Origin of the sequence: Pseudomonas sp. MWU12-2345 (assembly GCF_023242385.1) — a bacterium.
Classification (GTDB): Bacteria; Pseudomonadota; Gammaproteobacteria; order Pseudomonadales; family Pseudomonadaceae; genus Aquipseudomonas; species Aquipseudomonas gingeri_D.
Genome location: NZ_JALLJA010000012.1, coordinates 39,404 through 65,174, shown reverse-complemented (window position 1 = coordinate 65,174; position 25,771 = coordinate 39,404). Strand labels below are relative to the sequence as shown.

The 25,771-nt window shown below is 61.7% G+C and carries 25 protein-coding genes; 21 read left to right on the top strand and 4 right to left on the bottom strand.

Annotated elements, in window-relative coordinates; all coding sequences use genetic code 11:
- Window positions 1–11: 11 nt before the first annotated feature.
- The 12 genes from M5C71_RS22065 to M5C71_RS22010 all read left to right on the top strand — a co-directional run bounded on the left by M5C71_RS22065 (window position 12) and on the right by M5C71_RS22010 (window position 11,503).
- Window positions 12–2,228 carry a DNA internalization-related competence protein ComEC/Rec2 gene (locus M5C71_RS22065; RefSeq protein ID WP_248768726.1) on the top strand — a complete coding sequence of 739 codons (2,217 nt, stop codon included), beginning with the start codon at window positions 12–14 and terminating at the stop codon, window positions 2,226–2,228.
- 116 nt (window positions 2,229–2,344) lie between these two features.
- On the top strand, window positions 2,345–2,980 hold the full coding sequence (locus tag M5C71_RS22060; RefSeq protein ID WP_177100317.1) for a MotA/TolQ/ExbB proton channel family protein: 636 nt from the start codon (window positions 2,345–2,347) through the stop codon (window positions 2,978–2,980).
- Complete coding sequence (locus M5C71_RS22055; RefSeq protein WP_103496757.1) at window positions 2,977–3,405, top strand: biopolymer transporter ExbD; 429 nt, start codon at window positions 2,977–2,979, stop codon at window positions 3,403–3,405. The genes M5C71_RS22060 and M5C71_RS22055 overlap by 4 nt, the downstream gene beginning before the upstream one ends.
- Window positions 3,405–4,415, top strand: a complete 1,011-nt coding sequence (lpxK, locus tag M5C71_RS22050; RefSeq protein ID WP_103496758.1) for a tetraacyldisaccharide 4'-kinase — start codon at window positions 3,405–3,407, stop codon at window positions 4,413–4,415. Before M5C71_RS22055 ends, lpxK begins: the two co-directional genes overlap by 1 nt.
- Before the next feature lie 25 nt (window positions 4,416–4,440).
- Window positions 4,441–4,626 (top strand): Trm112 family protein, encoded by a 186-nt coding sequence (locus M5C71_RS22045; protein ID WP_007931663.1) that lies wholly within the window; start codon window positions 4,441–4,443, stop codon window positions 4,624–4,626.
- Window positions 4,623–5,387 carry a 3-deoxy-manno-octulosonate cytidylyltransferase gene (gene kdsB / locus M5C71_RS22040; protein ID WP_152737136.1) on the top strand — a complete coding sequence of 255 codons (765 nt, stop codon included), beginning with the start codon at window positions 4,623–4,625 and terminating at the stop codon, window positions 5,385–5,387. Before M5C71_RS22045 ends, kdsB begins: the two co-directional genes overlap by 4 nt.
- Window positions 5,387–5,851, top strand: a complete 465-nt coding sequence (locus M5C71_RS22035) for a low molecular weight protein-tyrosine-phosphatase (protein ID WP_152737135.1) — start codon at window positions 5,387–5,389, stop codon at window positions 5,849–5,851. The genes kdsB and M5C71_RS22035 overlap by 1 nt, the downstream gene beginning before the upstream one ends.
- A complete protein-coding gene (gene murB / locus M5C71_RS22030; RefSeq protein ID WP_248768725.1) occupies window positions 5,848–6,867 on the top strand; it encodes a UDP-N-acetylmuramate dehydrogenase in 1,020 nt (339 codons plus the stop codon). Before M5C71_RS22035 ends, murB begins: the two co-directional genes overlap by 4 nt.
- A gap of 272 nt (window positions 6,868–7,139) precedes the next feature.
- On the top strand, window positions 7,140–7,610 hold the full coding sequence (locus M5C71_RS22025) for a (2Fe-2S)-binding protein (RefSeq protein WP_103496762.1): 471 nt from the start codon (window positions 7,140–7,142) through the stop codon (window positions 7,608–7,610).
- A complete protein-coding gene (locus M5C71_RS22020) occupies window positions 7,607–9,925 on the top strand; it encodes a xanthine dehydrogenase family protein molybdopterin-binding subunit (RefSeq protein WP_248768724.1) in 2,319 nt (772 codons plus the stop codon). The genes M5C71_RS22025 and M5C71_RS22020 overlap by 4 nt, the downstream gene beginning before the upstream one ends.
- The gene (locus M5C71_RS22015) at window positions 9,925–10,911 is read left to right on the top strand and encodes an XdhC family protein (protein ID WP_248768723.1); all 987 of its coding nucleotides are present in this window, start codon (window positions 9,925–9,927) and stop codon (window positions 10,909–10,911) included. Before M5C71_RS22020 ends, M5C71_RS22015 begins: the two co-directional genes overlap by 1 nt.
- Complete coding sequence (locus tag M5C71_RS22010) at window positions 10,904–11,503, top strand: nucleotidyltransferase family protein (protein WP_248768722.1); 600 nt, start codon at window positions 10,904–10,906, stop codon at window positions 11,501–11,503. The genes M5C71_RS22015 and M5C71_RS22010 overlap by 8 nt, the downstream gene beginning before the upstream one ends.
- Here the strand turns inward: M5C71_RS22010 and M5C71_RS22005 are convergent.
- The 3 genes from M5C71_RS22005 to rne form a co-directional block, all read right to left on the bottom strand.
- Window positions 11,481–11,882 carry a hypothetical protein gene (locus tag M5C71_RS22005; protein ID WP_248768721.1) on the bottom strand — a complete coding sequence of 134 codons (402 nt, stop codon included), beginning with the start codon at window positions 11,880–11,882 and terminating at the stop codon, window positions 11,481–11,483. The two genes, M5C71_RS22010 and M5C71_RS22005, sit on opposite strands and share 23 nt — an antisense overlap.
- Window positions 11,883–11,886: 4 nt before the next feature.
- Window positions 11,887–14,013 (bottom strand): hypothetical protein, encoded by a 2,127-nt coding sequence (locus tag M5C71_RS22000; protein WP_248768720.1) that lies wholly within the window; start codon window positions 14,011–14,013, stop codon window positions 11,887–11,889.
- A gap of 204 nt (window positions 14,014–14,217) precedes the next feature.
- Complete coding sequence (gene rne / locus M5C71_RS21995; RefSeq protein WP_248768719.1) at window positions 14,218–17,517, bottom strand: ribonuclease E; 3,300 nt, start codon at window positions 17,515–17,517, stop codon at window positions 14,218–14,220.
- A 712-nt stretch (window positions 17,518–18,229) separates the two neighbouring features.
- Here rne and rluC point away from each other — a divergent pair.
- From rluC to sppA, 3 genes are read left to right on the top strand one after another with little or no spacing between them, the layout of a single operon-like run.
- Entirely contained in the window at window positions 18,230–19,186 is a 957-nt protein-coding gene (gene rluC / locus M5C71_RS21990) for a 23S rRNA pseudouridine(955/2504/2580) synthase RluC (RefSeq protein ID WP_103496768.1), read from the top strand.
- The gene (locus tag M5C71_RS21985; protein WP_248768718.1) at window positions 19,176–19,838 is read left to right on the top strand and encodes an HAD-IA family hydrolase; all 663 of its coding nucleotides are present in this window, start codon (window positions 19,176–19,178) and stop codon (window positions 19,836–19,838) included. The genes rluC and M5C71_RS21985 overlap by 11 nt, the downstream gene beginning before the upstream one ends.
- Before the next feature lie 20 nt (window positions 19,839–19,858).
- Entirely contained in the window at window positions 19,859–20,854 is a 996-nt protein-coding gene (sppA, locus tag M5C71_RS21980) for a signal peptide peptidase SppA (protein WP_248768717.1), read from the top strand.
- A 131-nt stretch (window positions 20,855–20,985) separates the two neighbouring features.
- Here sppA and M5C71_RS21975 read toward each other — a convergent pair whose 3' ends face one another.
- A complete protein-coding gene (locus M5C71_RS21975; protein ID WP_248768716.1) occupies window positions 20,986–21,564 on the bottom strand; it encodes a nucleoside triphosphate pyrophosphatase in 579 nt (192 codons plus the stop codon).
- Window positions 21,565–21,670: 106 nt separating this feature from the next.
- On the opposite strand from M5C71_RS21975, the gene M5C71_RS21970 reads away from it, so the two are divergent.
- From M5C71_RS21970 to acpP, 6 genes are all read left to right on the top strand, one after another.
- Window positions 21,671–22,198 carry a YceD family protein gene (locus M5C71_RS21970; RefSeq protein WP_100940760.1) on the top strand — a complete coding sequence of 176 codons (528 nt, stop codon included), beginning with the start codon at window positions 21,671–21,673 and terminating at the stop codon, window positions 22,196–22,198.
- Between the two features lie 13 nt (window positions 22,199–22,211).
- Complete coding sequence (gene rpmF, locus M5C71_RS21965) at window positions 22,212–22,394, top strand: 50S ribosomal protein L32 (RefSeq protein WP_003179396.1); 183 nt, start codon at window positions 22,212–22,214, stop codon at window positions 22,392–22,394.
- A 3-nt stretch (window positions 22,395–22,397) separates the two neighbouring features.
- Complete coding sequence (gene plsX, locus M5C71_RS21960) at window positions 22,398–23,408, top strand: phosphate acyltransferase PlsX (RefSeq protein WP_283094042.1); 1,011 nt, start codon at window positions 22,398–22,400, stop codon at window positions 23,406–23,408.
- Window positions 23,409–23,535: 127 nt separating this feature from the next.
- The gene (gene fabD / locus M5C71_RS21955) at window positions 23,536–24,474 is read left to right on the top strand and encodes an ACP S-malonyltransferase (protein WP_103496773.1); all 939 of its coding nucleotides are present in this window, start codon (window positions 23,536–23,538) and stop codon (window positions 24,472–24,474) included.
- Between the two features lie 16 nt (window positions 24,475–24,490).
- Entirely contained in the window at window positions 24,491–25,231 is a 741-nt protein-coding gene (fabG, locus tag M5C71_RS21950) for a 3-oxoacyl-ACP reductase FabG (RefSeq protein WP_103496774.1), read from the top strand.
- Window positions 25,232–25,427: 196 nt separating this feature from the next.
- Window positions 25,428–25,664: an acyl carrier protein gene (gene acpP, locus M5C71_RS21945; protein ID WP_152737125.1), complete on the top strand. Its 237-nt coding sequence runs from the start codon at window positions 25,428–25,430 to the stop codon at window positions 25,662–25,664.
- The last annotated feature ends 107 nt before the right edge of the window (window positions 25,665–25,771 follow it).

Here is a 25,771-nt window from a genome sequence, read left to right as displayed (position 1 = left end):
AGGAGTGCTTTATGCGAACAGGGATGTTGGCGCTGGCGGCGGGGTTTGTGCTCTTGCGATTCCTGCCGCAACTGCCGCCTGGATGGCTGTTGCTGGTGCTGCCGGTGCTCGGCTTGATGTTGTTGCCGTTTCGCACTTATCCGCTGGCGTTATTCCTGTTCGGCTTCAGTTGGGCCTGTTTCCAGGCGCAACGGGCGCTGGACGATCGACTGGCGCCGGCGTTGGAGGGCCAGACCCTGTGGGTGGAAGGGCGGGTGGTCGGTCTGCCGCAGCGGGGAGAACAGGTGGTGCGCTTCGAACTGGATGGCGCGATTTCCCGTCGGGCCCGGCTGCCGGCGCGTTTGCGGTTGTCCTGGTTCGGCGGCCCGGATCTGCGCAGCGACGAGCGCTGGCGCCTGGCGGTGCAGCTCAAGCGTGGACACGGCTTGCTCAATCCCGCCGGGTTCGACTATGAGGCCTGGCTGCTCGCCCGGCGTATCGGCGCGACCGGCACGATCAAGGATGGGCAATTGCTGGGGCCCGCCAGTAGTGCCTGGCGCGATACGATCAGGCGGCGTTTGCTGGAAGTCGATGCCCAAGGGCAATCGGCCACCTTGGTGGCGCTGGTGCTTGGTGACGGTTCGGGACTGTCAACGCAGACCTGGCGCGTGCTGCAGGACACCGGCACCCTGCATCTGCTGGTGATTTCCGGCCAGCATATCGGCTTGCTCGCGGGATTGGTCTACGCCCTGATCGCCGGGTTGGCGCGTTATGGCCTGTGGCCGGGCCGCTGGCCCTGGCTGCCTTGGGCCTGTGGCCTGGCCTTTGCGGCGGCGCTGGGCTATGCGCTGCTGGCGGGTTTCGGCGTGCCGGTGCGCCGGGCCTGCGTGATGCTTGCGATGGTGCTGTTGTGGCGTTTGCGTTATCGCCATCTGGGGGCGCTGGTGCCGTTGCTGGCGGCCTTGAACCTGGTGTTGTTGTTCGACCCGCTGGTGAGTCTGCAGGTGGGATTCTGGCTGTCCTTTGCCGCCGTGGCGGTGCTGATCTTCACCTTCAGTGGGCGACTGGGTGCCTGGAGCTTCTGGCAGAGCTGGAGCCGTGGGCAATGGGTGATTGCCCTCGGCCTGCTTCCGGCGTTGCTGTTGCTGGGCCTGCCGGTCAGTCTCAGTGCGCCGTTGGCCAACTGGGTCGCCGTGCCCTTGATCGGTCTGTTGGTATTGCCTTTGGCCCTGCTCGGCACGCTGCTGTTGCCGCTGCCCTGGTTGGGCGAGGGGCTGCTGTGGCTGGCCGGCGGTTTGCTCGCTGGGTTGTTTCAAGGGCTCGAATGGTTGGCCGCGCAAGTGCCGGCCTGGATACCGGCGGCGGTTCCGTTGTGGGCCTGGGCGCTGAGTGGCCTGGGTATCCTGCTGCTGTTGTTGCCGGCCGGTGTTCCTCTGCGTCCCTTGGGGTGGCCATTGGCGGCGTTGGCGGTATTCGCGCCTTCAACGCCAGTGGCCCAGGGCGAGGCCGAGGTCTGGCAACTGGATGTCGGCCAGGGCCTGGCGATCCTTGTCCGAACCCGTGAGCACAGCCTGCTGTATGACGCCGGACCGCGCTTCGGCGAGTTCGACCAGGGCGAACGGGTGGTGCTGCCATCCTTGCGCAAGCTGGGGGTACGCCGGCTCGATACGCTGTTGCTCAGCCATGCCGATGCCGATCACGCCGGTGGGGCCCTGGCCGTGCAACGCGGTTTGCCGGTGAGCGAGGTGCTCGGCGGCGACGTCGAGGGTTTGCCAGCGGCGTTGCAGGCCCAGCCGTGTGTCAGTGGCCGGCACTGGCAGTGGGATGGCGTGCGCTTTTCCCTGTGGCGCTGGCCTCTGGCCCGCGACAGCAATCAATCCTCCTGCGTCTTGCAGATCGAAGCCAATGGTGAGCGTCTACTGCTGACCGGCGATATCGATATCGAGGCCGAACGGGCCTTTCTCGAGAGTCCGTTGGCCGTTGCCAGCGATTGGTTGCAGTCGCCCCATCACGGCAGCCGCAGTTCCTCATCAATGGTTTTCCTGCAACGTCTGGCCCCGCGCGGCGTGCTGATTTCCCGTGGGCGCGGCAATGCCTTCGGTCATCCCCACCCACAGGTCATCGCGCGTTACAAAGCTTTGGACATGGCTATCTTCGACAGCGCGGAGCAGGGCGCACTGCGCCTGGTGCTGGGGCGTTTCGACGAGCCGCGGTCCTTGCAAGCCGCACGACGCTTCTGGCGGCAATAGTCCGCTGCCTTTCAATAACCCTGGGTTATTAAAGTCCCCCGGCATGCGTCATCACGATCTTCGGCCCGCGCAACCCCTATGTTAGAGTGGCGCACTTTTTCGAGGGGACTGTCACTGTGTGGGAATTGGTCAAGTCCGGCGGCTGGATGATGCTGCCGATCATTTTGAGCTCCATCGCTGCAACGGGCATCGTCGCCGAGCGCCTATGGACGCTGCGGGCCAGCCGCGTGACCCCGGAGCATCTGCTCGGGCAGGTCTGGCGCTGGATCAAGGACAAGCAGTTGGACAAGGAAAAACTCAAGCAACTGCGCGCCGATTCCCCCCTGGGCGAGATCCTTGCCGCGGGCCTGGCCAACTCCAAGCATGGTCGCGAGATCATGAAAGAGTGCATCCAGGAAGCCGCTGCCCGGGTCATCCACGAACTGGAGCGCTACCTCAGCGCCCTCGGCACTATTGCCGCCATGGCGCCCTTGCTCGGGCTGCTGGGTACGGTGCTGGGCATGATCGATATCTTCAGCTCGTTCATGAGTACGGGCATGACCACCAATGCCGCCGTGCTCGCCGGGGGGATTTCCAAGGCGCTGGTCACCACGGCTTCGGGCTTGATGGTCGGGATTCCGGCGGTGTTCTTCCATCGTTTCCTGTTGCGCCGGGTCGATGAGCTGGTGGTGGGCATGGAGCAGGAAGCGATCAAGCTGGTCGAGGTGGTGCAAGGCGACCGCGACGTCGACATGCCAGAGGGCAAAGCGTGAAATTCCGCCGCAAGCCCCTGGAGCCCGTGGATATCAACGTGACGTCGTTGATCGACGTGGTGTTCGTCCTGCTGCTGTTTTTTGTCACCACCACCACTTTTACCCGCCAGACCGAGTTGCGGGTCGACTTGCCGCAGGCGGTCAGCGGCTCGCCGGCCGAGGACCATATTCCCAAGCAGCTGGATATCGCCATCAGTGCCGAGGGTGTCTACACGGTGAACAACCAGCGCCTGCCGAGCAATGACCTGGCCAGCCTGATGGACGCGGTGCAGAAAGAGTCCGGCGGCGATACCAGCCTGCCACTGTCGATCAGCGCCGATGGCAAGACCCAGCATCAGGCCGTGATCACCGCAATGGATGCGGCCGGCAAGCTGGGTTTCAGCCATCTGCGCATGACCACTGTCGAAGCGGCGCCGGCCCCCTGATGAGCTTCTCCGAGCGCCTGCTCGCCGCCTGGTACGATGGTCATCCGGCATTGACCCTGCTGCGCCCGCTGGAGTGGTTGTATCGGCGGGTGGTCGACGGCAAGCGTGCGCGTTTCGTCGCGGGCGAGGGCGTGATCTACCAGCCGCCGGTGCCGTTGATCGTGGTGGGCAATATCACTGTCGGCGGTACCGGCAAGACCCCGATGATTCTCTGGTTGATCGAGCATTGTCGGCAGCGCGGCCTGCGGGTCGGTGTGGTCAGTCGCGGCTACGGTGCCAAGCCGCCGCAGTTGCCCTGGCGTGTGCAAGCCGATCAGGCTGCGGCACTGGCCGGTGACGAACCGCTGCTGATCGTCCAGCGCAACGGCGTGCCGTTGATGATCGACCCGGACCGCAGTCGAGCGGTCCGGGCCTTGCTGGCGACGGAAAAAATCGACCTGATCCTTTCCGACGATGGCCTGCAGCATTACCGCCTGGCCCGCGACCTGGAACTGGTACTGATCGATGCCGTCCGGGGCCTGGGCAACGGCCGTTGCCTGCCCGCCGGCCCGCTGCGCGAACCGATTGAGCGCCTGCAAAGTGTCGATGGCGTGCTCTACAACGGCGCCAGCGAGGACCGTGACAACGGCTTCGCCTTCCACCTGCAGCCGACGGCGCTGGTCAACCTGCTGACCGGCGAGCGCAAGCCCGTCGATCATTTTCCACCCGGACAGGCCGTGCACGCGGTCGCCGGTATCGGCAACCCGCAACGTTTCTTCAACACCCTTGAAACGCTACACTGGCAGCCTGTGCCCCACGCCTTTGCCGATCATGCCGAGTACAGCGCCGCGGCCTTGAGCTTCGAACCGACGCTGCCACTGGTGATGACTGAAAAGGATGCGGTGAAATGCCGGGCCTTCGCGGCGCCCGACTGGTGGTACCTGGCGGTGGATGCTTTACCGTCCGAGGCCTTCAAGGCCTGGTTCGACACCCAGCTGCTGCGCCTGTTGCCCGACCGTCTCTTGCCCTAAACCCGTTTTTATCCAGGGAATCCTCATGGACACCAAACTGCTCGACATCCTCGCCTGCCCGATCTGCAAAGGTCCCCTCAAGCTCAGCGCCGACAAGACCGAACTGATCAGCAAGGGCGCGGGCCTGGCCTATCCGATCCGCGACGGCATTCCGGTCATGCTGGAAAGCGAAGCCCGGACCCTGAGCACCGACGAGCGCCTGGACAAATGAGCACCCCGTTCGTCGTCGTGATTCCGGCGCGCTTTTCCTCCACCCGCCTGCCGGCCAAGCCGCTGCAACTGATCGCCGGCAAGCCGATGATCCAGCACACCTGGGAGCAGGCGTGCAAAAGCAGCGCCCAGCGGGTGGTGGTGGCCACTGATGATGCACGTATCGTCGAGGCCTGCCGGGCCTTTGGTGCCGAAGTGCTGCTGACCCGCGAAGATCACGAGTCCGGCACCGATCGCCTGGCCGAGGTCGCCACTTTGCTGGGCCTGGCGGCGGATGACATCGTCGTCAACGTCCAGGGCGACGAGCCGCTGATTCCCCCTGTGGTGATCGATCAGGTCGCGGCCAACCTCGCGGCCCACAGTGAAGCGCGCATGGCCACCCTGGCCGAGCCGATCCACGACGTGGAAACCCTGTTCAACCCGAATGTGGTCAAGGTGGTCAGCGACATCAACGGCCTGGCGCTGACGTTCAGCCGCGCGACCCTGCCCTGGGCGCGGGATGACTTCGCCATCAGCCGCGAGCAACTGCCGTCAGGCATACCGTTCCGCCGGCATATCGGCATCTACGCCTACCGTGCCGGTTTCCTGCATGACTTTGTCAGCTGGGGCCCGTGCTGGCTGGAAACCACCGAGCGCCTGGAGCAGCTACGAGCGCTGTGGCACGGCGTGCGGATTCATGTCGCCGATGCCCTGGAGGCGCCACCGACCGGCGTCGATACGGCACAAGACCTTGATCGTGTTCGTCGGTTGCTGGAGGCCTGATGCGGGTTCTGTTTGTCTGCCTGGGCAATATCTGTCGTTCGCCCACGGCCGAAGGAGTGTTGCGGCACAAATTGCGTGAGGCTGGCCTGGCCGAACAGATCGAAGTGGCCTCCGCCGGCACTGGTGCCTGGCATGTCGGCAAGTCGCCGGACAGCCGCAGCCAGCGGGCGGCGCGGATGCGCGGCTATGACTTGTCGGCCCAGCGTGCCCGACAGGTCGCGGCGGCGGATTTCAACCGCTACGATCTGATCCTGGCCATGGACCAGAGCAACCTGCGCAACCTCAAGTTGCTCCAGCCGGCCCAGGGCAAGGCCGAACTGGACCTGTTCCTGCGACGTTATGACGGGGCGGTGGAGGAAGTGCCGGACCCGTACTACGACGAAGAACAGGGTTTCGAGCAGGTCCTGGACCTGATCGAACAGGCCAGCGATCGGCTGGTGATCGAACTCAAGGGGCGTCTATGACCCTGCAAGTGCAAGCCGGGGTCTCCCTCAAACCCTATAACAGCTTTGGTGTCGATGTTCGTGCGCAGTGGTTCGCCGAGGCCCACAGCGATGTCGATGTCCGCGAGGCCCTGGCCTATGCGGCGCAGCATCAGTTGCCGTTGCTGGTGATCGGTGGCGGCAGCAACCTGTTGCTGACCGCGGATATCCAGGCGCTGGTGTTGCGCATGGGCACCCGGGGGATTCGCCTGCTGCGCGATGATGGCATCAATGTCGTGATCGAAGCCGAGGCCGGCGAGCCCTGGCATCCCTTTGTGCTGTCGACCCTGGCCCAGGGTTGGAACGGTCTGGAAAACCTCAGCCTGATTCCCGGCACCGTTGGTGCAGCCCCGATGCAGAACATCGGCGCCTACGGGGTCGAGATCAAGGATGTGTTTGCCGGCCTGACCGCGCTGGATCGCGAGACGGGTGAGTTGCGCGAGTTTTCCCTGCAGGAATGTCAGTTCGGTTATCGCGACAGTCTGTTCAAACACGCCGCCGGGCGTTGGTTGATCCTGCGTGTACGCTTTGCCTTGAGCCGTGCCGAGCATCTGCACCTGGGCTACGGCCCGGTGGCCCAGCGCCTGGCCGAGCAGGGTGTGAGCCAGCCGAGCCCCAGCGATGTCAGTCGGGCCATCTGCAGTATCCGCAGCGAAAAGCTGCCCGATCCCGCTGTGCTGGGCAATGCCGGGAGTTTCTTCAAGAACCCCCTGGTATCGGCTGCCCAGGCTGCCGAATTGAAGTTGGCGCATCCCGGGCTGGTGAGTTATCCACAGCCTGACGGCCAGGTGAAACTGGCGGCGGGCTGGTTGATCGAGGCGGCGGGCTGGAAAGGTTTTCGCGAAGAAGATGCAGGTGTACACCTTTTGCAGTCCTTGGTGCTGGTCAACTATGGCACGGCGAGCGGCCTGCAATTGCTGGCCCTGGCCCGGCGGATCCAGGCTGACATTTTGCAACGATTTACCGTTGAGCTGGAAATGGAGCCGAATCTCTACTGAGGCTATGCTTTTTCGGTGATAGCGCTGGCATCTGTCGCAGCGTTATCACCGGCAAGCCCGATTCAGAGCGATCCAGCGTACACAAGGCTTTTTTCCGAATACGGCTTTCCCTTCGCCGGCCAACGGCGTAAAAACAGATCCCATGAAAGGCCCGATGAAGCGTTTGCTTCATGAGAGAGCCTATTAGCCTGAGTCGATCCGCCCCGTGTCGAACCGTGGCACTCAACGGCGGATGGCTCGACCCCATAACCTTGAACTATGCGGGCGTGCCCATGATTACCCTGAAACTCAACGGTCAAGACCATCCACTGGACGTCACCGAGGACATGCCGCTGCTCTGGGCGATCCGTGATGTGGCGGGTTATACCGGGACCAAATTCGGCTGCGGCATGGGACTGTGCGGTGCCTGCACCGTGCACATCGACGGGCTGCCGGCACGTTCCTGCATCACCCCGGTCGGCTCCGTGGCGGGGCAGAGCATCAGTACCATCGACAACCTGCACAGCGATCCGGTCGGCCAGGCTGTGCAGCAGGCGTGGCTGGACGGCGGCGTTGCCCAGTGCGGCTTCTGCCAGGGCGGGCAGATCATGTCGGCCACGGCCTTGCTCAAGGTCAACCCCAAGCCCAGCGATGCCCAGATCGAAGAGGCCATGGTCGGGAATATCTGCCGTTGCGGGACCTATAACCGCATCAAGACGGCCATTCACCAGGCCGCGGCCCATCTGCGGGAGACCAAGGCATGAACCTGTCCCTGAACGATTTCGTCCTGAGCAATCTCAGCCGGCGTGGCTTTCTCAAGGGTGTCGGCGCCACCGGTGCACTGGTCCTGGCGGCAAGCTGGGGCCTGCCCGAGGCCTTTGCCGAAGGCGAGCAGAAATATGGGGCCGACCATATGCCCAATGGCTGGGTCGATGATCCCAAGGTCTATGTGAGTATCGAGGCCGATGGCAGTGTGACGGTGATCTGCAACCGCGCCGAGATGGGCCAGGGCGTGCGCACCAGCCTGAGCATGGTGGTGGCGGACGAGCTTGAGGCCGACTGGGCAAGGGTCAAGGTCAAGCAGGCGCCGGGCGACGAGGTGCGTTTCGGCAACCAGGACACCGACGGTTCCCGCAGCATGCGCCACTGGTACGAACCGATGCGGCGTTGCGGCGCGGCGGCCCGGACCATGCTCGAACAGGCGGCGGCCGCGCAGTGGAAAGTCCCGGTGGCGGAATGCCGGGCGCAGCTGCACAAGGTTATCCACAGCCCGAGCGGGCGCGAGCTCGGTTACGGTGCCCTGGCGGCCGCGGCCGCCGCACTGGCCGTTCCTGCCCGCGACAGCCTGAAGCTCAAGCAAGCGTCGGAATTCCGCTATATCGGCAAGGAAGCGTTCCGGGCCATCGACGGCGCGGATATCGTCAATGGCCGAGCGTTGTACGGTGCCGATGTGCATTTTGAAGGCACCGTCTACGCCACTGTAGCTCGTCCTCGAGTGTACGGCGGCAAGGTCAAATCCTTTGATGCCAGCGCCGCGCTGAAGGTCCCGGGCGTGCTCAAGGTCGTGGAAATCGAAAGTCGTCCGTTGCCTTCCGAGTTCCAGCCGCTGGGTGGTGTGGCGGTGATTGCCAGCAATACCTGGGCGGCGATCAAGGGCCGCGACGCGCTGACGATCGTCTGGGATGACGGCGTCAATGCCGGTTATGACTCGATTGCCTACCGCCAGGAACTGGAAGCCTCGGCACGCCAGCCGGGCAAGGTGGTGCGCGATACCGGCAATGTCGAGGAGGCCCTGAAACGCGCCGACAGCCAGTTCGAAGCCGGTTATTACCTGCCGCACCTGGCCCAGTCGCCGATGGAACCGATGGTTGCCATCGCCCGTTTCAACGACGGCCACTGCGAAGCCTGGGCGCCGACCCAGGCACCCCAGGTGACCCGCGAGCGGATCGCCGAGCGCCTGGGGATCGGCTTCGACCAGGTGACGGTCAACGTGACCCTGCTCGGCGGCGGTTTCGGGCGCAAGTCCAAGCCTGACTACATCATTGAGGCGGCCATTCTCGCCAAGGCAATGCCGGGCCAGGCCGTGCGCGTGCAGTGGACCCGCGAGGACGATATCCACTATTCATATTTCCACACCGTGTCGGCGGAATACCTGCGGGCCAGCCTGAACAAGGATGGCACGCCGTCCGGTTGGCTGCACCGCACCGTGGCACCGAGTATCACGGCACTGTTCGCGCCCAATATGAACAACGAGGGCGCCTTTGAACTGGGCATGGGCTTTACCAACATGGCCTACAACATTCCCAACGTGCGCCTGGAAAACCCGGAGGCCAAGGTGCATACGCGGGTGGGCTGGTACCGTTCGGTATCGAATATCCCCCATGGTTTCGCCATCCAGAGCTTTGTCGACGAACTGGCCCATAAAGCCGGCCAGGATCCACTGGCCTATCAGCTCAAGTTGCTGGCTCCGGATCGCCAGATCGACCCGCGTACCCTGAGCGATCAGTGGAACTACGGTGAGTCCCCCGAACGTTATCCCATTGATACCGGGCGTATGCGCGCGGTCCTGGAAACCGCGACCAAGGCCGCCGGCTGGGGGCGCAAGTTGCCGCCGGGGCGTGGTCTGGGGTTGGCGGTGCATTACAGCTTTGTCACCTACGTGGCGGCGGTGATCGAGGTGGAAGTCAAGAACGATGGCAGCCTGATCGTGCACAAGGCCGATATCGCCGTGGACTGCGGCCCGCAGATCAACCCGGAGCGGATCCGTTCGCAGTTCGAAGGGGCCTGCGTCATGGGCCTGGGCAACGCCGTGCTGGGCGAGATCAGCTTCAAGGAGGGCAAGGTCCAGCAGGACAATTTCCATATGTACGAAGTGGCGCGCATGTCCCTGGCGCCGAAGGAGGTGGCGGTGCATCTGGTCACGCCACCGGGCGAGGTGCCGTTGGGCGGTGTTGGTGAGCCGGGCGTGCCACCGATTGCGCCGGCGCTGTGCAACGCGATCTTTGCCGCCACCGGCAAGCGTATCCGCAACCTGCCGGTGCGTTACCAGCTGCAAGGCTGGAACCAGGTGAAAGCCTGATGGACAGTGTCGATCTGAATGTCCTGCGCAGTGTCCTGCAATGGCGTCGCGCGGGGCAGCGGGTGGTGCTGTACAGCGTAGTCCAGACCTGGGGCAGTGCGCCACGGCCGCCGGGGGCGATGCTGGCCTTGCGCGAGGACGGCGTGGTGATCGGCTCGGTTTCCGGAGGCTGCATCGAGGATGACCTGATCCAGCGTTTGCAGGATGGACGTCTGTCGGAAGGCGGGCCGCCGGTGCAACTGGTGACCTATGGCGTGAGCCGTGACGAGGCGGCGCGTTTTGGCCTGCCCTGTGGTGGGACCTTGCGCCTGACCGAGGAGCGGGTAGGCGATCCGGGTTGGGTGGCGCAGTTGCTGGCGCGCTGCGAGGCCCATGAGATTGTCGCTCGGGAGCTGAACCTGGCCACCGGTGAAGTGACCTTGAGCGACGCGGGCAAGAGCGACACCCTGAGTTTTGACGGTGAGCGCTTGCGGGCGATCTACGGTCCGCGCTGGCGCTTGCTGCTGATCGGTGCCGGTCAGTTGTCGCGCTACGTGGCGGAAATGGCCCGGTTGCTGGATTTCGAAGTCTTGATCTGCGATCCACGCAAGGAGTTCGTCTACGGCTGGGAAGAACAGCACGGGCGTTTTGTACCGGGCATGCCTGATGAGGCGGTGCTGAATATCCAGACCGACGAACGCACGGCGATCGTCGCCCTGACCCATGACCCCCGGCTTGACGATATGGCGCTGCTGACGGCGCTGAATTCCCGGGCGTTTTATATCGGTGCGCTCGGCTCGCGGGTCAATAGCCAGAAGCGCCGAGATAATCTGGCGGCGTTGGGCTTGAGTGCGGAGGCCATTGCTCGCCTGCATGGTCCGATTGGCCTGCATATCGGCAGCCATACACCGGCGGAGATTGCCTTGTCCTTGATGGCGGAAATCGTCGCGATCAAGAACGGCGTCGAGTTACGGCAGAAAAAGCCGGAGTTGGCGGCCAGTGAGTGAGGAGATCGCGGCTATTGTCCTGGCGGCGGGGCAGGGCAGTCGTTTTCGACAGGCGGCGGGGGCCGATCAGGACAAGTTGCTGGCGCGCTGTGTTGGGCGTGATGGTGTCGAGCGGGCTGTGTTGGAGCATGTGCTGCTGAGTTTGCCGCAGGGGCTTGGATCCCGGTTATTGGTGACGACGGCGGATCGCTTGGAGGTCATTCGTCTGGCGCAGGTGTATGGCTGCCGGGTGCTGCTGATCGAGTCGACGGGCATGGGCGACAGTCTCGCCGCTGCAGTGACGGCGACGGCCGAATCGGCGGGCTGGCTGGTGGTGCTGGGGGATATGCCGTTTATCCTGCCGGGGACGATTGCACAGGTGATGGCAGGGATTGAGGGCGACGGAGTTTTCGTGCCGGTTTTTCGAGGTGAGTATGGGCATCCGGTGGGATTCGGGCGTTCGTTTGGACCGGCCCTGATGGGTTTGTCGGGAGATCGCGGGGCCAAGCCGCTGTTTGCGGAAGGCAAAGTGCGAGAGGTTTCTGTGGACGATCCTGGTGTGCTTTGGGATGTAGATGTACCGGCAATGCTTACTCCTGGCGGCTACAGCTAAGGTTTCCTATGCGATTCCCCTCTATGGGAATCAAGCAGATAAAGCGTTCCTCTCCTGTCAACGCACGTGGGGTAATTGAAAGTGTTGTTTCTATTCCACTTTTCGAGAATTTTATATTTTCGAAGTCGGCATCGGTAAAGTCGGCTCTTAAGGATTTTCCCTCAAAACTACAGAATTTTTTCCTTGAGGAAATGCTCCAGTTTTTATCAGGGTCTAAAATTTCTACATTCAAGCAGGGGTAATTGTCGCGACTTATCAAGTAGCGTGCGACTGTGCTTCCAAAGCGCCTGGAGTCCACTTCGAAGATTGATCTGTAGCTGATTTCTTCGGCCATTGTGCTTGCCGTGTAGATAAGTACTAACGCTGTTATTTTTTTCATAAAGTTACCTCAAATGCCTTATACGTCTATTGAACCTGTCGGATGGTACGTTAGGCCAATTCAAGCGGTTGCTCATGATGTTCAATAACCTTGGGAGATCGTTTTCTACAAAGTGCCTTTGCAATAGGAGTCTGGCGTCAGCGTCGTAGTCTCCTCTGTATCTTAAGTCGACTATCAGATCCTGAATTCTTTTTTCTATTGCGTCCCAGTCCAGGGCTCCATATTCGCGATTTTTGGAAAGCTTCTCTGAAATTCGGATAACTTCGCTCTTCATGAATTCATAGACTGGGATGAATAAATCATGCTGTTGCTTTCTGGATATGGAAAACCTCTTTATCTCCAGGCTGGCAGCCTTGAGATAGTTTCTTGCCGCCTGACCACGAAGCCCTTTGGCGTCAATCAACCAGCTATACAACGGCTCAGGAATATTGGCCGCCGCCAGATCGGCTTCGGCATTTTTGTTCTGTCCCAGATCATACCCGCGACCAATGGTTATTCCCGATGCCCCACCCGGCCAGTGCACCTTGCGACTGAAGTAGATATGTAGCGGATGGGTTGGATCATCAATATCATTACCTTCCACATCAAACGTCAGTTGTCCTCGCTCCACCGTGAGCCACTTGAGGTCGTTTTCATCTTCGATGACCACAAAGTTTGCCAATAACCCGATGGGATGAAAGTACCAGGCTTTCCCGTCCGGATTGATCCCATGCTTTCCCGCCAACTCGGCCCACCAGGACAGTTTCTGAATCCGCTTTTTCTCCTGCTCCCAGCGTTTATTGGGTTCGCTGTCACTGTGTCGTAGCAGGTGATCCAGCTCATTCCATTTGGCGGGGTTCCAGAACCACTCGCTTTCATAATGAACAATCAACTGCGAAATGGCTTGGGCGTGATGGGGATTGTCCAGCGCGGCGCGAACTCGCTTTGGTGTCAGCAGCGGGCTGACCGCGATGGAATCAGCGTTGCCCTGGATAATCTGGCGCAGTCGGGTCTTGATCGGGCCGTTGTTCGCCTTGTGCACTTGCAAGTCGTAGTCGGCCTGTTGTGCCTTGCTGAACAACTCCATGGCCTGGAAGTGACAGGCCAGCTGTTCGCTATGGCAGGTCGTTTCGCGCAGGCAATCAAAGCCGGCCCAATCCCACGGGCTGTAGTCGTCGAAGAACAGCGCACTCTCGCCCAGCCAGCCGCTGACACGCTGGCCACTGGCATCGGCCATGCGGTTCTTGAGGTGCCACCAGTGCTGGGTGTAGGGCTTCAGGCCGGGCAGGGCAAAGGTGTCGCGGATCCGGTGATCGGACGGCAGGTTATCGAGGACCACCCGCGGCAGGATCAGGCCCGGGAGCGTCCGCAGGCTGCGTTTTGCCATCTTCGGCGGGTGACTGGCGTTGATATCAGGAGTGTGTGGCACCAGAGCACTGGCGATTCTACTGATGCGGGCCAGGCTTCTTTCACTCTCGGGGAGGCTGGCGGCATAGGCGCGACTCTTTTCGATAAAGGCCGGCACATCGTCGCAACTGAAGACTTCCAGATGCAGCAGGCCTTCGCCATCCCCATGACTGGGTGTACTGAAGATGCCGGGATGACCGATCAGTGCTCCGGCCTTGATGGCGAACGGAGTATCGAGAGAGATGACCCGGGCCTTGGCTTGAGGTTCTACCATCCAGAAAGCCGGCCTGGCTCTGCCGGGGTCGCGCTGGTAGTGCTCCCAACTGAGTAAATGCATATAGAGGCTGTAGAACGTCAGCGACTGTGGCGACAGCGGGGAGATTGCGCTGTACGGCTGGCCGGGAAGGCTCAGGCAATGCTTGATCAGCACGAACCCCGTTGAATAGGCCGCCGGCTCGCCGTTGGCCTTGGGGGAGGTGGGGTAGGCCTGATCGATGCGGTAGGCAATGACTTCGCCATCGGCAATGCAACGTACGGCCTCCTGGTCGAGGAGCGCCGCCGTGTTCTTGTCGAAATGCACCCCGCCATGCCAGAGGCCGCCTTGCCCCAGCGGGTAGGTGCCGCCCGTGGCTTTGGCCAGGGCGTCGTAGCAGGTTTGCGGGTCCGCGACTTCCCGGCTGCGAGCACCTGCGACCTTGAAAGGAAAGCACCAGGCTAGCCTCTTGTTTGCGTTCTTCATGAACATTGCCCTCTCACCCGTCCCTGAGAGGCTGACTGTGCGCCGACGAAAAGCGGGAGTCAGTCAGTTGGCTTCAGTTTGTGATGTAGGGCTTTTCCTTGCTGCATGGCGGCTGGATCTTCAGGCAGGAAAGGAGGTGGGCGATGAATGGCGGACAAAAAAAGCCCCGCCTGCATCGCTGCAGGCGGGGCTTTTCAACAGCCGTCAGAATCAGGCGAGGGGTTTAGGCTCGTGGGCTTCTTCCTGGGCTTTGTGGTTATGTTCAACCACTTCTTCGACGGACTGCAGGTTTTCGTCGATGGTCGGTGCAGCCGCTTCGCTTTCAGCCGGCACGAACTCCGCTGGAGCCGCTTCAGGCGCAGGCGTCGGTTCGGCAGCGACCACGGCTTCTACTGCGGGGGCAGCAGCGGCACGTTCGGCAGCTTCCTGAGCCAGGCGCTCTTCTTCACGCTTGCGACGACGCACTTCACGCGGATCGTTCGGAGCGCGACCGTTGCTGGTCAGGGCGCTGGCCGGAGCCGCCTCGGCAACCGGTGCAGCGACTTCAGCCACGACTGGAGCAGGCTCTGGCTGTGCAACCACGGCTGGCTCTTCAGCCACCACAGTTTCGGTCACGGGTGCCTGAGGTGCTTCGACGGCTGGCTCGGACCATTGGAACGTGGCCTGGACTTCCTGAGCCGGCTCTGGCGCGGACTCCGCAACCGGAGCTTCGACGACAGGGGCCGGAGCAACAGGTTCTTCAACGACTGGCGCTTCGACAACCGCGGTTTCGATGGCCGGTTCAGGCGCCACGAATACCGGCAGTTCAGCGGCAACCGCTGGCTCGACGGCGGCTTCAACCACAGGCTCGGCTTCACGAACCGGGGCGACTTCCACTTCCGGTACCGCTGGCGCTTCCACCGGGGTGGTGGCTTCAACGACCGGAGCTTCAACCACCGGGGTTTCCTGGATCGCGGCAGTGGCCAGTTCGGCCTGCTGGTGCGCCTCGGCTTCGGCTGGAGCACTGATCACGCTGCTGGCGACAGCGGCGGTCACGGCCAGGCCGGCAGCCAGTTCGGTACCGGTAGCGTGCTCGTGGTGCTCTTCGCTGCCTTCTTCCGAACCTTCGATCACGTTGCCGTTGGCATCACGTTGACGCTCACGACGGTTGCTGCGGCGACGCTGACCACGGGAGCGGCGACGTGGACGATCGCCACCCTCGGCGTTGTCCTGGCCGTCGTCCTGCAGTTGCTCTTCGCCCTGCAACACTTCTTCTTCACCGGCAACAGCAGGTTGCTCGGCACGCGGTTGGCGTTCTTCACGCGGTGCACGCGGCTGACGTTCTTCACGTGGCGCACGGGCTGGACGCTCTTCAGCGACTACAGCAGCCGTTGCAGCAGCGGCGACGGCCGGTGCGGCATCCAGCGGCTCGCGCAGTTCACGCACGCGTTCTTCACGCTCGCCACGTGGCTTGCGATCTTCACGCGGGGCGCGCGGTGCACGTTCTTCACGCGGAGCACGTGGAGCACGTTCCTCGCGGGCTACGGCCGGGGCTTCGTCACGCACTTCGCGGACTTCACGTGGCGCACGCTCTTCACGCGGCGCACGTTCTTCCCGTGGGGCGCGTTCTTCACGCGGCTCGCGCGGTGCACGTTCTTCACGTGGCGCACGTTCTTCGCGCGGCTTGCGCTCTTCATCGCGGCGACCGTTACGGTTGCGGCTCTGCTGGCGACCGTTGCGACGCTCTTCGTTACGGGCCGGACGCTCGGCTGCCGGTTTTTCAACCACGGCCGGTGCAACAGGCTCTTCCTTGCTGGCGAACAGGCTGACCAGCGACTTCACCAGGCCCTTGAACAGGCTTGGCTCGGCGATAACCGGTGCGGGTGCGGCAACCGGAGCGGCGACTTCTTCGGCCGGAACCGGAGCGTTGGCGCGGACCGGAGCGGTCTTGACCGCCGCTTCCTGGCGAACCAGGGTGCGGGTGGCCGCAGCCGGCTGGACTTCTTCCACTTCGGCAGCGGCAGCGGCGATTTCGTAGCTGGACTGGTTGGTGTGGGCTTCCGGGCTGTCATCACGCAGACGTTGCACTTCGAAGTGCGGCGTCTCGAGGTGATCGTTCGGCAGGATCACGATGCGTGCACGGGTGCGCAGTTCGATCTTGGTGATCGAGTTGCGTTTTTCGTTGAGCAGGAAGGCTGCAACCGGGATCGGCACCTGGGCGCGGACTTCGGCGGTGCGGTCCTTCAGGGCTTCTTCTTCGATCAGGCGCAGGATCGCCAGGGACAGCGATTCGACGTCACGGATGATGCCGGTGCCGTTGCAACGCGGGCAGACGATGCCGCTGCTTTCGCCCAGGGACGGACGCAGGCGCTGACGGGACATTTCCAGCAGGCCGAAGCGCGAGATACGGCCGACTTGTACGCGGGCACGGTCGGCTTCCAGGCACTCGCGGACTTTTTCTTCCACGGCGCGCTGGTTCTTGGCCGGGGTCATGTCGATGAAGTCGATGACGATCAGGCCGCCGATGTCGCGCAGGCGCAACTGACGGGCGATTTCTTCAGCGGCTTCCAGGTTGGTCTGCAGCGCGGTTTCTTCGATGTCGCTGCCTTTGGTGGCGCGCGCCGAGTTGATGTCGATGGACACCAGGGCTTCGGTCGGATCGATGACGATGGAGCCGCCGGAAGGCAGTTCGACGACGCGCTGGAAGGCGGTCTCGATCTGGCTTTCGATCTGGAAACGGTTGAACAGTGGCACGCTGTCTTCATACAGCTTGATCTTGCTGGCGTACTGCGGCATCACCTGGCGGATGAAGGTCAGGGCTTCGTCCTGGGCTTCAACGCTGTCGATCAGCACTTCGCCGATGTCCTGGCGCAGGTAATCGCGGATGGCGCGGATGATCACGTTGCTTTCCTGGTAGATCAGGAAAGGCGCGGAGCGATCCAGCGAGGCTTCTTTGATGGCGGTCCAGAGTTGCAGCAGGTAGTCGAGGTCCCACTGCATTTCTTCGCTGCTGCGGCCAAGGCCGGCAGTGCGCACGATCAGGCCCATGTCGGCCGGGGCCACCAGGCCGTTCAGCGCTTCACGCAGTTCATTGCGCTCTTCGCCTTCGATGCGACGGGAGATACCGCCGGCACGTGGGTTGTTCGGCATCAGTACCAGGTAACGACCGGCCAGGCTGATGAAGGTGGTCAGGGCGGCGCCCTTGTTGCCACGTTCTTCTTTCTCGACCTGGACGATGACTTCCTGGCCTTCGCTCAGGACGTCCTTGATATTGACGCGGCCTTCGGGGGCTTTCTTGAAGTATTCGCGGGAGATTTCTTTCAGCGGCAGGAAGCCGTGGCGCTCAGAGCCGAAATCGACAAAGGCAGCCTCAAGGCTTGGCTCGATGCGAGTAATCCGGCCTTTATAGATATTGGCCTTCTTCTGCTCGCGTGCACCGGACTCGATGTCCAGGTCGTAGAGGCGCTGGCCGTCTACCAGGGCAACACGCAACTCTTCGGGTTGAGTTGCGTTAATCAGCATTCTTTTCATGTAGTACCGTCGGTTTCCGGGCTGCCGGAAACGGCGTTCGGCACACACGACTTCTCACGGTCGGTGTCAGGTGCGTCAGGAGTGGTTGGCCATTCCTGTGTCTGGCGAGGTTCGTCCAGAGGGGACGAAGTCGCGACTCACGCGTCCTGCTTCTTGGGGTGACAAAAGGCACCTCACAAGCAAAAGCTCTGTCAGGAGGAGGAATCAACCGCGGGTGTGGACGATATGAAGCGTCTTGATAAAGCCTAATGCTACACAGTCCGACGGTTGTGCATCTCCACCCTACACGTATCCCTGATAATTCGGGTGCGGCCGCGCGCAGAATCCGCAGCGGGTTGGCATTTACCGTGTTCTCCGAAAGGGAAAAGCACGCTCATGGCTAATTAGGCGTTGTTTCCGATGCCTTCGCCCAGGTGTGACTCGTGACCGACTGCACTTTGTGAACTGGCCGTTAATACCGGCTCGGGAAACGAGTGTTGACTCAGTTTTCCGGCGCGCTTCAGGCCTCATGTCACCTGCGCTCGTTACGATCGCGAACCTTTCCTCGAACGGCGAAAGCCCCGTAGGACGGCCTCGCATCCTGATGAATTGCGTTGGGCAGGGCCGGCTGTTGGCCGTTGGTCCTCTGTCCAGCCGCTTTTGGCGGCGTTCGCGACTATAGCAGCAATGATTAAGTGCTTCAATTCCATAAAAAATTGTTATCATCGCCGGCATGACGACGACTACCCCCCCGACTCCAGGCGTACAACTGCTTGAGGTCTCGCCGGAATATGCCGGCCAGCGCATTGACAATTTCCTTCTCGCTCGGCTCAAGGGTGTGCCCAAGACCTTGATTTACCGCATTTTGCGCAAAGGCGAAGTGCGAGTGAACAAGGGGCGCATCAAGCCCGAGTACAAACTCCAGGCCGGCGATATCGTGCGGGTTCCGCCCGTGCGCGTCCCCGAGCGCGACGAACCGGTGCCTTTGGCCCAGGGGCTGTTGCAGCGCCTGGAGGCTTCGATCGTGTTTGAAGACAAGGCCCTGATCGTGATCAACAAGCCGGCCGGTATTGCCGTGCACGGCGGCAGCGGCCTGAACTATGGCGTGATCGAAGCCTTCCGTCAGTTGCGCCCGGATGCCAAGGAGCTGGAACTGGTCCATCGCCTGGACCGCGACACCTCCGGACTGCTGATGATCGCCAAGAAGCGCAGCATGTTGCGCCATTTGCACGAAGCGCTGCGCGGCGACGGCATCGATAAACGTTATATGGCCCTGGTGCGTGGTAACTGGGCGGCTTCGATCAAGCAGGTGCGCGCGCCCTTGCTCAAGAGCAACCTGCGCTCCGGCGAGCGCATGGTCGAGGTCAACGAGGAGGGCAAGGAGGCGCTCACGGTGTTCAAGGTGCTGCGCCGTTTCGGTGATTTCGCCACCATGGTCGAGGCCAAGCCGGTGACCGGTCGGACCCACCAGATTCGTGTGCACACCTTGCACGCCGGGCACTGTATTGCCGGCGACAGCAAGTACGGTGACGATGGTTTCACCAAGGAAATCCGCGATCTGGGCGGCAAGCGCCTGTTCCTTCACGCCTATATGCTGACCGTGCCGCTGCCCGATGGCGGCGAACTGAAGTTGCAGGCGCCGGTGGATGAAATGTGGGCCAAGACGGTGGAGCGACTGAGTGCGGTCTGAATACAAGCTGCTGATTTTCGATTGGGACGGCACCTTGGCCGATTCCATTGGTCGGATTGTCGAGTCGATGGGGGTGGCGGCCGCGCGTTCGGGTTTTGTCCCGCGCGATGAGGCGGCGGTCAAGGGCATTATCGGTCTCGGCTTGCCGGAAGCGATCTGCACCCTGTACCCGGCGATCAGCGATGAAGAACTGGTGGTTTTTCGCCAGCACTATGCCGACAGCTACATTGCTCTTGAAACGGTTCCTTCGCCGCTGTTTCCAGGCGTCCTGGAGTCCATGGAGGCGTTTCGCGCCGCCGGCTACCAGTTGGCGGTCGCGACCGGCAAGAACCGTCGCGGCCTGGACCGGGTATTGAACGCCCATGGCTGGTCGGATTATTTCGATATCACCCGTGCCGCCGATGAAACCGCCAGCAAGCCGCATCCGCTGATGCTTGAGCAGATTCTTGCCCATTGTCGTGTCCCGGCTTCCCAGGCCCTGATGGTCGGGGACTCGGTGTTCGATTTGCAAATGGCTCGCAATGCTGGCATGGATTCAGTGGCTGTAGGTTATGGTGCCTTGTCGATGGATGAGTTGCGGGTGTTCGAGCCGCGCCTGGAGATTGACAGTTTTCCACAGTTGCATGCCTGGCTCGATGGCCGGGTCAATTGAATTCGTTGGGGTGAGTACGCATGTCTGATGAATGGGGCGCGCCGCCAAAGGCGAATGCCGAATCGGGTTCGGGTGATGACAGGAGCTGGAAGCTGCTGGAAAAGACCTTGCTGGCTGGTGTACAGGAGCAACGTCGCTCGCGGCGCTGGGGGATCTTCTTCAAGCTGCTGACCTTTGTGTATCTGTTCGGCGCGCTGGTGATGTTCTCGCCGCTGATCAATATGGAGAAGAGCGCCGGTCGTGGGGCTCACTACACCGCCCTGATCGAGGTGCGCGGGGTGATTGCGGACAAGGAGTCGGCCAGTGCCGACAATATTGTCGGCAGCCTGCGTACGGCCTTCGAGGATCCGAAGGTCAAGGCGATCATCATGCGTATCAACAGCCCGGGCGGCAGTCCGGTGCAGTCCGGTTATGTGTTTGACGAGATTCGTCGCCTGCGTGGTCTGCACCCGGATACCAAGGTGTATGCGGTGATTTCCGATATCGGGGCTTCCGGTGCCTATTACATTGCCAGTGCGGCGGATGAGATCTATGCCGACAAGTCCAGTCTGGTCGGTTCCATTGGTGTGACGGCGGCCGGCTACGGTTTTGTCGGCACCATGGAGAAACTGGGTGTGGAGCGTCGTGCCTACTCCTCGGGGGCGCACAAGGCGTTTCTCGATCCGTTCCAGCCGCAGAAGGCCGATGAGACCAAGTTCTGGCAGAGTGTGCTGGACACGACTCACAACCAGTTCATCGCCAGCGTGAAGAAGGGGCGTGGTGATCGCCTGAAAGACAAGGATCATCCCGAGCTGTTCTCCGGTTTGGTCTGGTCCGGCGAGCAGGCGTTGCCGTTGGGCTTGATCGACGGCCTGGGCAGTGCCAGTTCGGTGGCGCGGGATGTGATCGGCGAGAAGGAGTTGGTGGACTTTACCGTTCAGGAATCGCCTTTCGATCGCTTCTCGAAAAAGCTGGGTGCCAGTGTCGCCGAGCAGTTGGCGATGTGGATGGGCTTCCAGGGTCCGACCTTGCGCTGATGTTCGTGCAGCCATAAAAAAACCGGTCGTGAATGACCGGTTTTTTTATGGGTGGAATGCAGGGTTCCGGTATGTAGGAGCAAGCTTGCTCGCGATCAGCCGGCAGGCTGAGGGTTCTGCGATAAACAAGATTACGGAATCTGCATTCCCTCGGCCAGCAACATGTCCACAAGACGAATCAGCGGCAGTCCGATCAGGCTGGTGGCATCCGGTCCTTCCGTGCTCTGGAACAGGCTTACGCCCAGTCCCTCGGCCTTGAAGCTGCCGGCACAGTCGTAGGGTTGTTCGGCGTGCAGGTAGCGTTCAATGCGTTCGACCGTCAAGCTGCGCATCTGCACGCTGAAGGGGACGCAGTCCACCTGGCATGCCCCGGTCTGGCTGTTGAACAGCGCCAGTCCGGTGAGAAAGCTCACGCGAGTGCCGCTGGCGGCCAGCAGTTGTTCGCGGGCTTTCTCGAAGCCGTGGGGCTTGCCGAGTATCCGTCCGTCGAGTACCGCGACCTGGTCCGAACCGATGATCAGGTGCGCCGGATGATGGGCGGCCAGGGCCCGGGCCTTTTCCTCGGCCAGGCGTTTGACCAGCTCGATGGCGGCTTCGCCGGGACGCTGGCTTTCGTCGATATCCGGCGAGGCGCAAGTGAAAGGCAGGCGCAGGCGGGTCAGCAATTCCCGGCGATAGGCCGAGCTTGAGGCAAGTAACAAGGGCAGCATGCGGTTCTCCTGAGGCAGGTCGCCGATTCTAGTCGGCCGGCCGGCTGACGGACAGGGCCTAATTTCCTTTGACAGTGGCAGGGTGCATCCCTAGAATGCTGCGCCTATGTTGAATGACCCGATTCCACCTCACGTTGACCCGCGCAAATTGGCTGATCGTGGCACCACCCTTCAAGGTGAACTGCTGCTGGCCGATTTGGAGAGACTCTGCGACTCGCTTTCCGACACTGTCGGTACGGTGCAGGCTAAATTCGTTTTTGAACGAGATGAACGTAAGGCCGTGATGATTCACAGCTTTATCGACACCGAGGTCAAAATGGTTTGCCAGCGTTGTCTTGAGCTGGTCACCCTGCCGATCCACAGCGAATGCAGTTATGCTGTGGTGAAGGAGGGTGCGAATACCCAGTCGTTGCCGAAAGGTTATGACGTGCTGGAACTGGGCGAAGATCCTTTGGATCTGCAGGCATTGATCGAGGAAGAGCTTCTGCTCGCCTTGCCCATTGTGCCTGCTCATCATCCGGAAGAATGCCAGCAGCCGGCGGGGCTCGATGAGCCCGAACCGAGCGAGGACGAGGTAACGCGGTCCAACCCGTTCAGTGTATTGGCGCAGTTAAAGCGTGACCCAAACGTTTAGGAGTTAATCAATTATGGCTGTTCAGCAGAACAAAAAATCCCGCTCCGCCCGTGACATGCGTCGTTCGCACGACGCCCTCGAGGCAAGCACCCTGTCCGTGGAAAAGACCACCGGTGAAGTTCACCTGCGTCACCACGTATCGCCAGAAGGCGTATACCGTGGCCGCAAAGTGATCGACAAGGGCGCTGACGAGTAAATCTTGTCCGCTCAGATCATCGCGATCGACGCAATGGGCGGGGACTTCGGTCCCCGCAGCATTGTCCAGGCCAGTATTGCCTGTCTGTCTGCTACACCCTCGCTGCACCTGACCCTCGTCGGTCAACCTTCCCAGCTTGAACCTCTGATCGCCAGTTATCCGACTGTGGATCGCGCGCGCCTGACCATTACGCCTGCCAGCGAAATCATCACCATGGATGAGCGTCCGTCCCAGGCCCTGCGTGGCAAGCCGGATTCGTCGATGCGCGTGGCCTTGCAGTTGCTGCGCGATGACAAGGTCCAGGCCTGTGTCAGTGCCGGCAATACCGGGGCCTTGATGGCCTTGTCGCGGCATGTGCTGAAGACCTTGCCGGGGATTGATCGTCCGGCCATGGTCGCGGCCATCCCGACCCAGCGCGGCTATTGCCAGTTGCTGGACCTGGGGGCGAACGTCGATTGCAGCGCCGAGCACCTGTTCCAGTTCGCCGTGATGGGGGCGGTGGCCGCCGAGGCTCTTGGCGTGCTGCGGCCGCGTGTTGCGCTGCTCAATGTCGGCACCGAGGACATCAAGGGCAACCAGCAGGTCAAGCTGGCGGCGACGCTGTTGCAGCAGGCGCGGGGGCTGAACTACATCGGCTTCATCGAAGGCGACGGGCTGTATCGCGGCGAGGCCGATGTGGTGGTGTGCGACGGTTTTGTCGGCAATATCCTGCTCAAGTCCAGCGAAGGCCTGGCGACCATGATCGCCGCGCGGATCGAGGCGCTGTTCAGGCAGAACCTGGCCTCGCGCCTGGTGGGTGCCCTGGCCTTGCCGCTGCTCAAGCGCCTGCAGGCCGATCTCGCTCCGGCGCGGCATAATGGCGCGAGTTTTCTCGGCTTGCAGGGCATTGTCATCAAGAGTCACGGCTCCGCCGGGGTCGAGGGTTTCCAGAGCGCGATTGCCCGAGCCCTGATCGAGATCCAGGAAAACCTCCCCGAGCGCCTGCATGGTCGCCTGGAGGAGCTATTGCTTTAGGCGTTTTCCCGCGGGAATGCTTAAATGTGACCGCTCAGTTCAATCAGCCATCCAAACTGACAGTTTCTTGCGTCCGCCAAGGCGGGACGTCAATTCTTCGACGACAAGATCATTAGGGGCTTGTTACATGTCTACATCCCTCGCATTCGTCTTTCCAGGACAGGGTTCGCAGTCCCTCGGCATGCTTGCCGAGCTGGGCGCGCAATACCCGCTGATCCTGGAGACCTTCAAAGAAGCCTCCGATGCCCTGGGCTATGACCTCTGGGCACTGACCCAGCAGGGGCCGGAAGAGCAACTGAACCAGACCGACAAGACCCAGCCCGCGATCCTCACCGCCTCCGTCGCCTTGTGGCGCCTGTGGCTGGCTGAAGGTGGGGCGCGTCCGGCCTATGTCGCCGGTCACAGCCTGGGCGAATACAGCGCGCTGGTCGCCGCCGGCAGCCTGAGCCTGGGTGATGCGGTGAAATTGGTGGAGCGCCGTGGGCAACTGATGCAGGAAGCGGTTCCGGCCGGGCAGGGGGCCATGGCGGCGATCCTCGGGCTGGACGATGCCGATGTGATTGCGGCCTGCGTCGACTCAGCACAAGGTGAAGTGGTCAGCGCGGTGAACTTCAACTCGCCGGGCCAGGTGGTGATCGCCGGGGCCAAGGCCGCCGTCGAGCGCGCCATGGAAGCCTGCAAGGCCAAGGGTGCCAAGCGCGCCCTGCCGCTGCCGGTCAGCGTACCGTCGCATTGCGAACTGATGCGTCCGGCCGCCGAGCGTTTTGCCGAATCCGTTGCCGCCATCGACTGGCAGGCACCGCAGATCCCGCTGGTGCAGAACGTCAGTGCCCAGGTGGCCACGGACCTCGCTACCCTCAAGCGCGACCTGCTGGAACAGCTCTACAAGCCGGTGCGTTGGGTCGAGTCGGTCCAGTGCCTGGCGGCCAACGGCGCCACCGAACTGGTCGAATGCGGCCCTGGCAAGGTGCTGGCCGGCCTGAACAAGCGTTGCGCCGATGGCGTCAACACGTCCAACCTCAATACCCCGGATGCCTTCGCCGCCACGCGCGCGGCGCGGGCCTGAATCAGGAGAAGCCTGCATGAGTCTGCAAGGTAAAGTTGCACTGGTCACCGGCGCCAGCCGTGGCATCGGCCAAGCCATCGCCCTCGAGCTGGGGCGTCTTGGCGCCGTGGTCATCGGCACCGCGACCTCGGCCTCCGGTGCCGAGCGAATTGCCGCGACCCTCAAGGAGCATGGCATTCAAGGCACGGGTCTGGAACTTAATGTAACCAGCGATGAGTCGGTTGCCACCGTTCTGGCGAGCATCGGCGAGCAGTTCGGTGCGCCGGCGATCCTGGTCAATAATGCCGGTATCACCCGCGATAACCTGATGATGCGGATGAAAGATGACGAGTGGTACGACGTGGTCGATACCAATCTCAACAGCCTGTTCCGCCTGTCCAAGGGCGTTCTGCGCGGCATGACCAAGGCCCGTTGGGGCCGAATCATCAATATTGGTTCGGTTGTGGGTGCCATGGGCAACGCAGGCCAAGTAAACTACGCGGCAGCCAAGGCCGGCCTCGAAGGTTTCAGCCGTGCATTGGCGCGTGAAGTCGGTTCGCGCTCGATTACGGTAAACTCGGTGGCTCCAGGGTTCATCGACACCGATATGACCCGTGAATTGCCTGAAGCGCAGCGTGAAGCCTTGCTGACGCAGATTCCGCTGGGCCGCCTGGGCCAGGCTCAAGAGATCGCGCAAGTGGTCGCTTTTCTGGCTTCGGACGGTGCGGCATACGTGACTGGGGCTACAATCCCGGTGAACGGCGGGATGTACATGTAATTCAAATGTGACGGATTGCTTCAAAAAAATGTCATACCAGCTGTCTAAAATCCGTTATAAAGCTGCAACTTATTGAGGGGCAGAGGGCAAAGGGGGACAAAGGCTGAAGCTTTCGGTTGAAAAGCTGAAAAGCCTTTCTATACACTTACCCACCGGCCAGCTGCCTGAATTTTTCCATTAGGAGTGAAAACAAGGTATGAGCACCATCGAAGAACGCGTCAAGAAAATCGTTGCCGAGCAACTGGGCGTCAAAGAAGAAGAAGTCACCTTGGCTGCTTCCTTCGTTGAAGACCTGGGTGCCGACTCCCTTGACACCGTTGAGCTTGTGATGGCTCTGGAAGAGGAATTCGAGACCGAAATCCCTGACGAAGAAGCTGAAAAAATCACTACCGTTCAAGCAGCTATCGATTACGTTACTGCCCATCAGGCGTAATAGTTTGTAGTCGTTGCCCGCTGTCATGGAAAAACCGCACTGCCATCACGGCGTGCGGTTTTTTCTTTAGGTGTGAGGCAAAGTGTCGTCAACAGGATAAAGGAGAG

Bases quoted from the DNA above. Each gene is read 5' to 3' on its own strand.
- M5C71_RS22065 (WP_248768726.1), top strand. From the start codon at position 12: ATGCGAACAGGGATGTTGGCGCTGGCGGCGGGGTTTGTGCTCTTGCGA.
- lpxK (WP_103496758.1), top strand. From the start codon at position 3,405: ATGAGCTTCTCCGAGCGCCTGCTCGCCGCCTGGTACGATGGTCATCCG.
- M5C71_RS22045 (WP_007931663.1), top strand. From the start codon at position 4,441: ATGGACACCAAACTGCTCGACATCCTCGCCTGCCCGATCTGCAAAGGT.
- kdsB (WP_152737136.1), top strand. From the start codon at position 4,623: ATGAGCACCCCGTTCGTCGTCGTGATTCCGGCGCGCTTTTCCTCCACC.
- M5C71_RS22035 (WP_152737135.1), top strand. From the start codon at position 5,387: ATGCGGGTTCTGTTTGTCTGCCTGGGCAATATCTGTCGTTCGCCCACG.
- murB (WP_248768725.1), top strand. From the start codon at position 5,848: ATGACCCTGCAAGTGCAAGCCGGGGTCTCCCTCAAACCCTATAACAGC.
- M5C71_RS22025 (WP_103496762.1), top strand. From the start codon at position 7,140: ATGATTACCCTGAAACTCAACGGTCAAGACCATCCACTGGACGTCACC.
- M5C71_RS22020 (WP_248768724.1), top strand. From the start codon at position 7,607: ATGAACCTGTCCCTGAACGATTTCGTCCTGAGCAATCTCAGCCGGCGT.
- M5C71_RS22015 (WP_248768723.1), top strand. From the start codon at position 9,925: ATGGACAGTGTCGATCTGAATGTCCTGCGCAGTGTCCTGCAATGGCGT.
- M5C71_RS22005 (WP_248768721.1), bottom strand. From the start codon at position 11,882: ATGAAAAAAATAACAGCGTTAGTACTTATCTACACGGCAAGCACAATG.
- M5C71_RS22000 (WP_248768720.1), bottom strand. From the start codon at position 14,013: ATGTTCATGAAGAACGCAAACAAGAGGCTAGCCTGGTGCTTTCCTTTC.
- rne (WP_248768719.1), bottom strand. From the start codon at position 17,517: ATGAAAAGAATGCTGATTAACGCAACTCAACCCGAAGAGTTGCGTGTT.
- rluC (WP_103496768.1), top strand. From the start codon at position 18,230: ATGACGACGACTACCCCCCCGACTCCAGGCGTACAACTGCTTGAGGTC.
- sppA (WP_248768717.1), top strand. From the start codon at position 19,859: ATGTCTGATGAATGGGGCGCGCCGCCAAAGGCGAATGCCGAATCGGGT.
- M5C71_RS21975 (WP_248768716.1), bottom strand. From the start codon at position 21,564: ATGCTGCCCTTGTTACTTGCCTCAAGCTCGGCCTATCGCCGGGAATTG.
- M5C71_RS21970 (WP_100940760.1), top strand. From the start codon at position 21,671: ATGTTGAATGACCCGATTCCACCTCACGTTGACCCGCGCAAATTGGCT.
- rpmF (WP_003179396.1), top strand. From the start codon at position 22,212: ATGGCTGTTCAGCAGAACAAAAAATCCCGCTCCGCCCGTGACATGCGT.
- fabD (WP_103496773.1), top strand. From the start codon at position 23,536: ATGTCTACATCCCTCGCATTCGTCTTTCCAGGACAGGGTTCGCAGTCC.
- fabG (WP_103496774.1), top strand. From the start codon at position 24,491: ATGAGTCTGCAAGGTAAAGTTGCACTGGTCACCGGCGCCAGCCGTGGC.
- acpP (WP_152737125.1), top strand. From the start codon at position 25,428: ATGAGCACCATCGAAGAACGCGTCAAGAAAATCGTTGCCGAGCAACTG.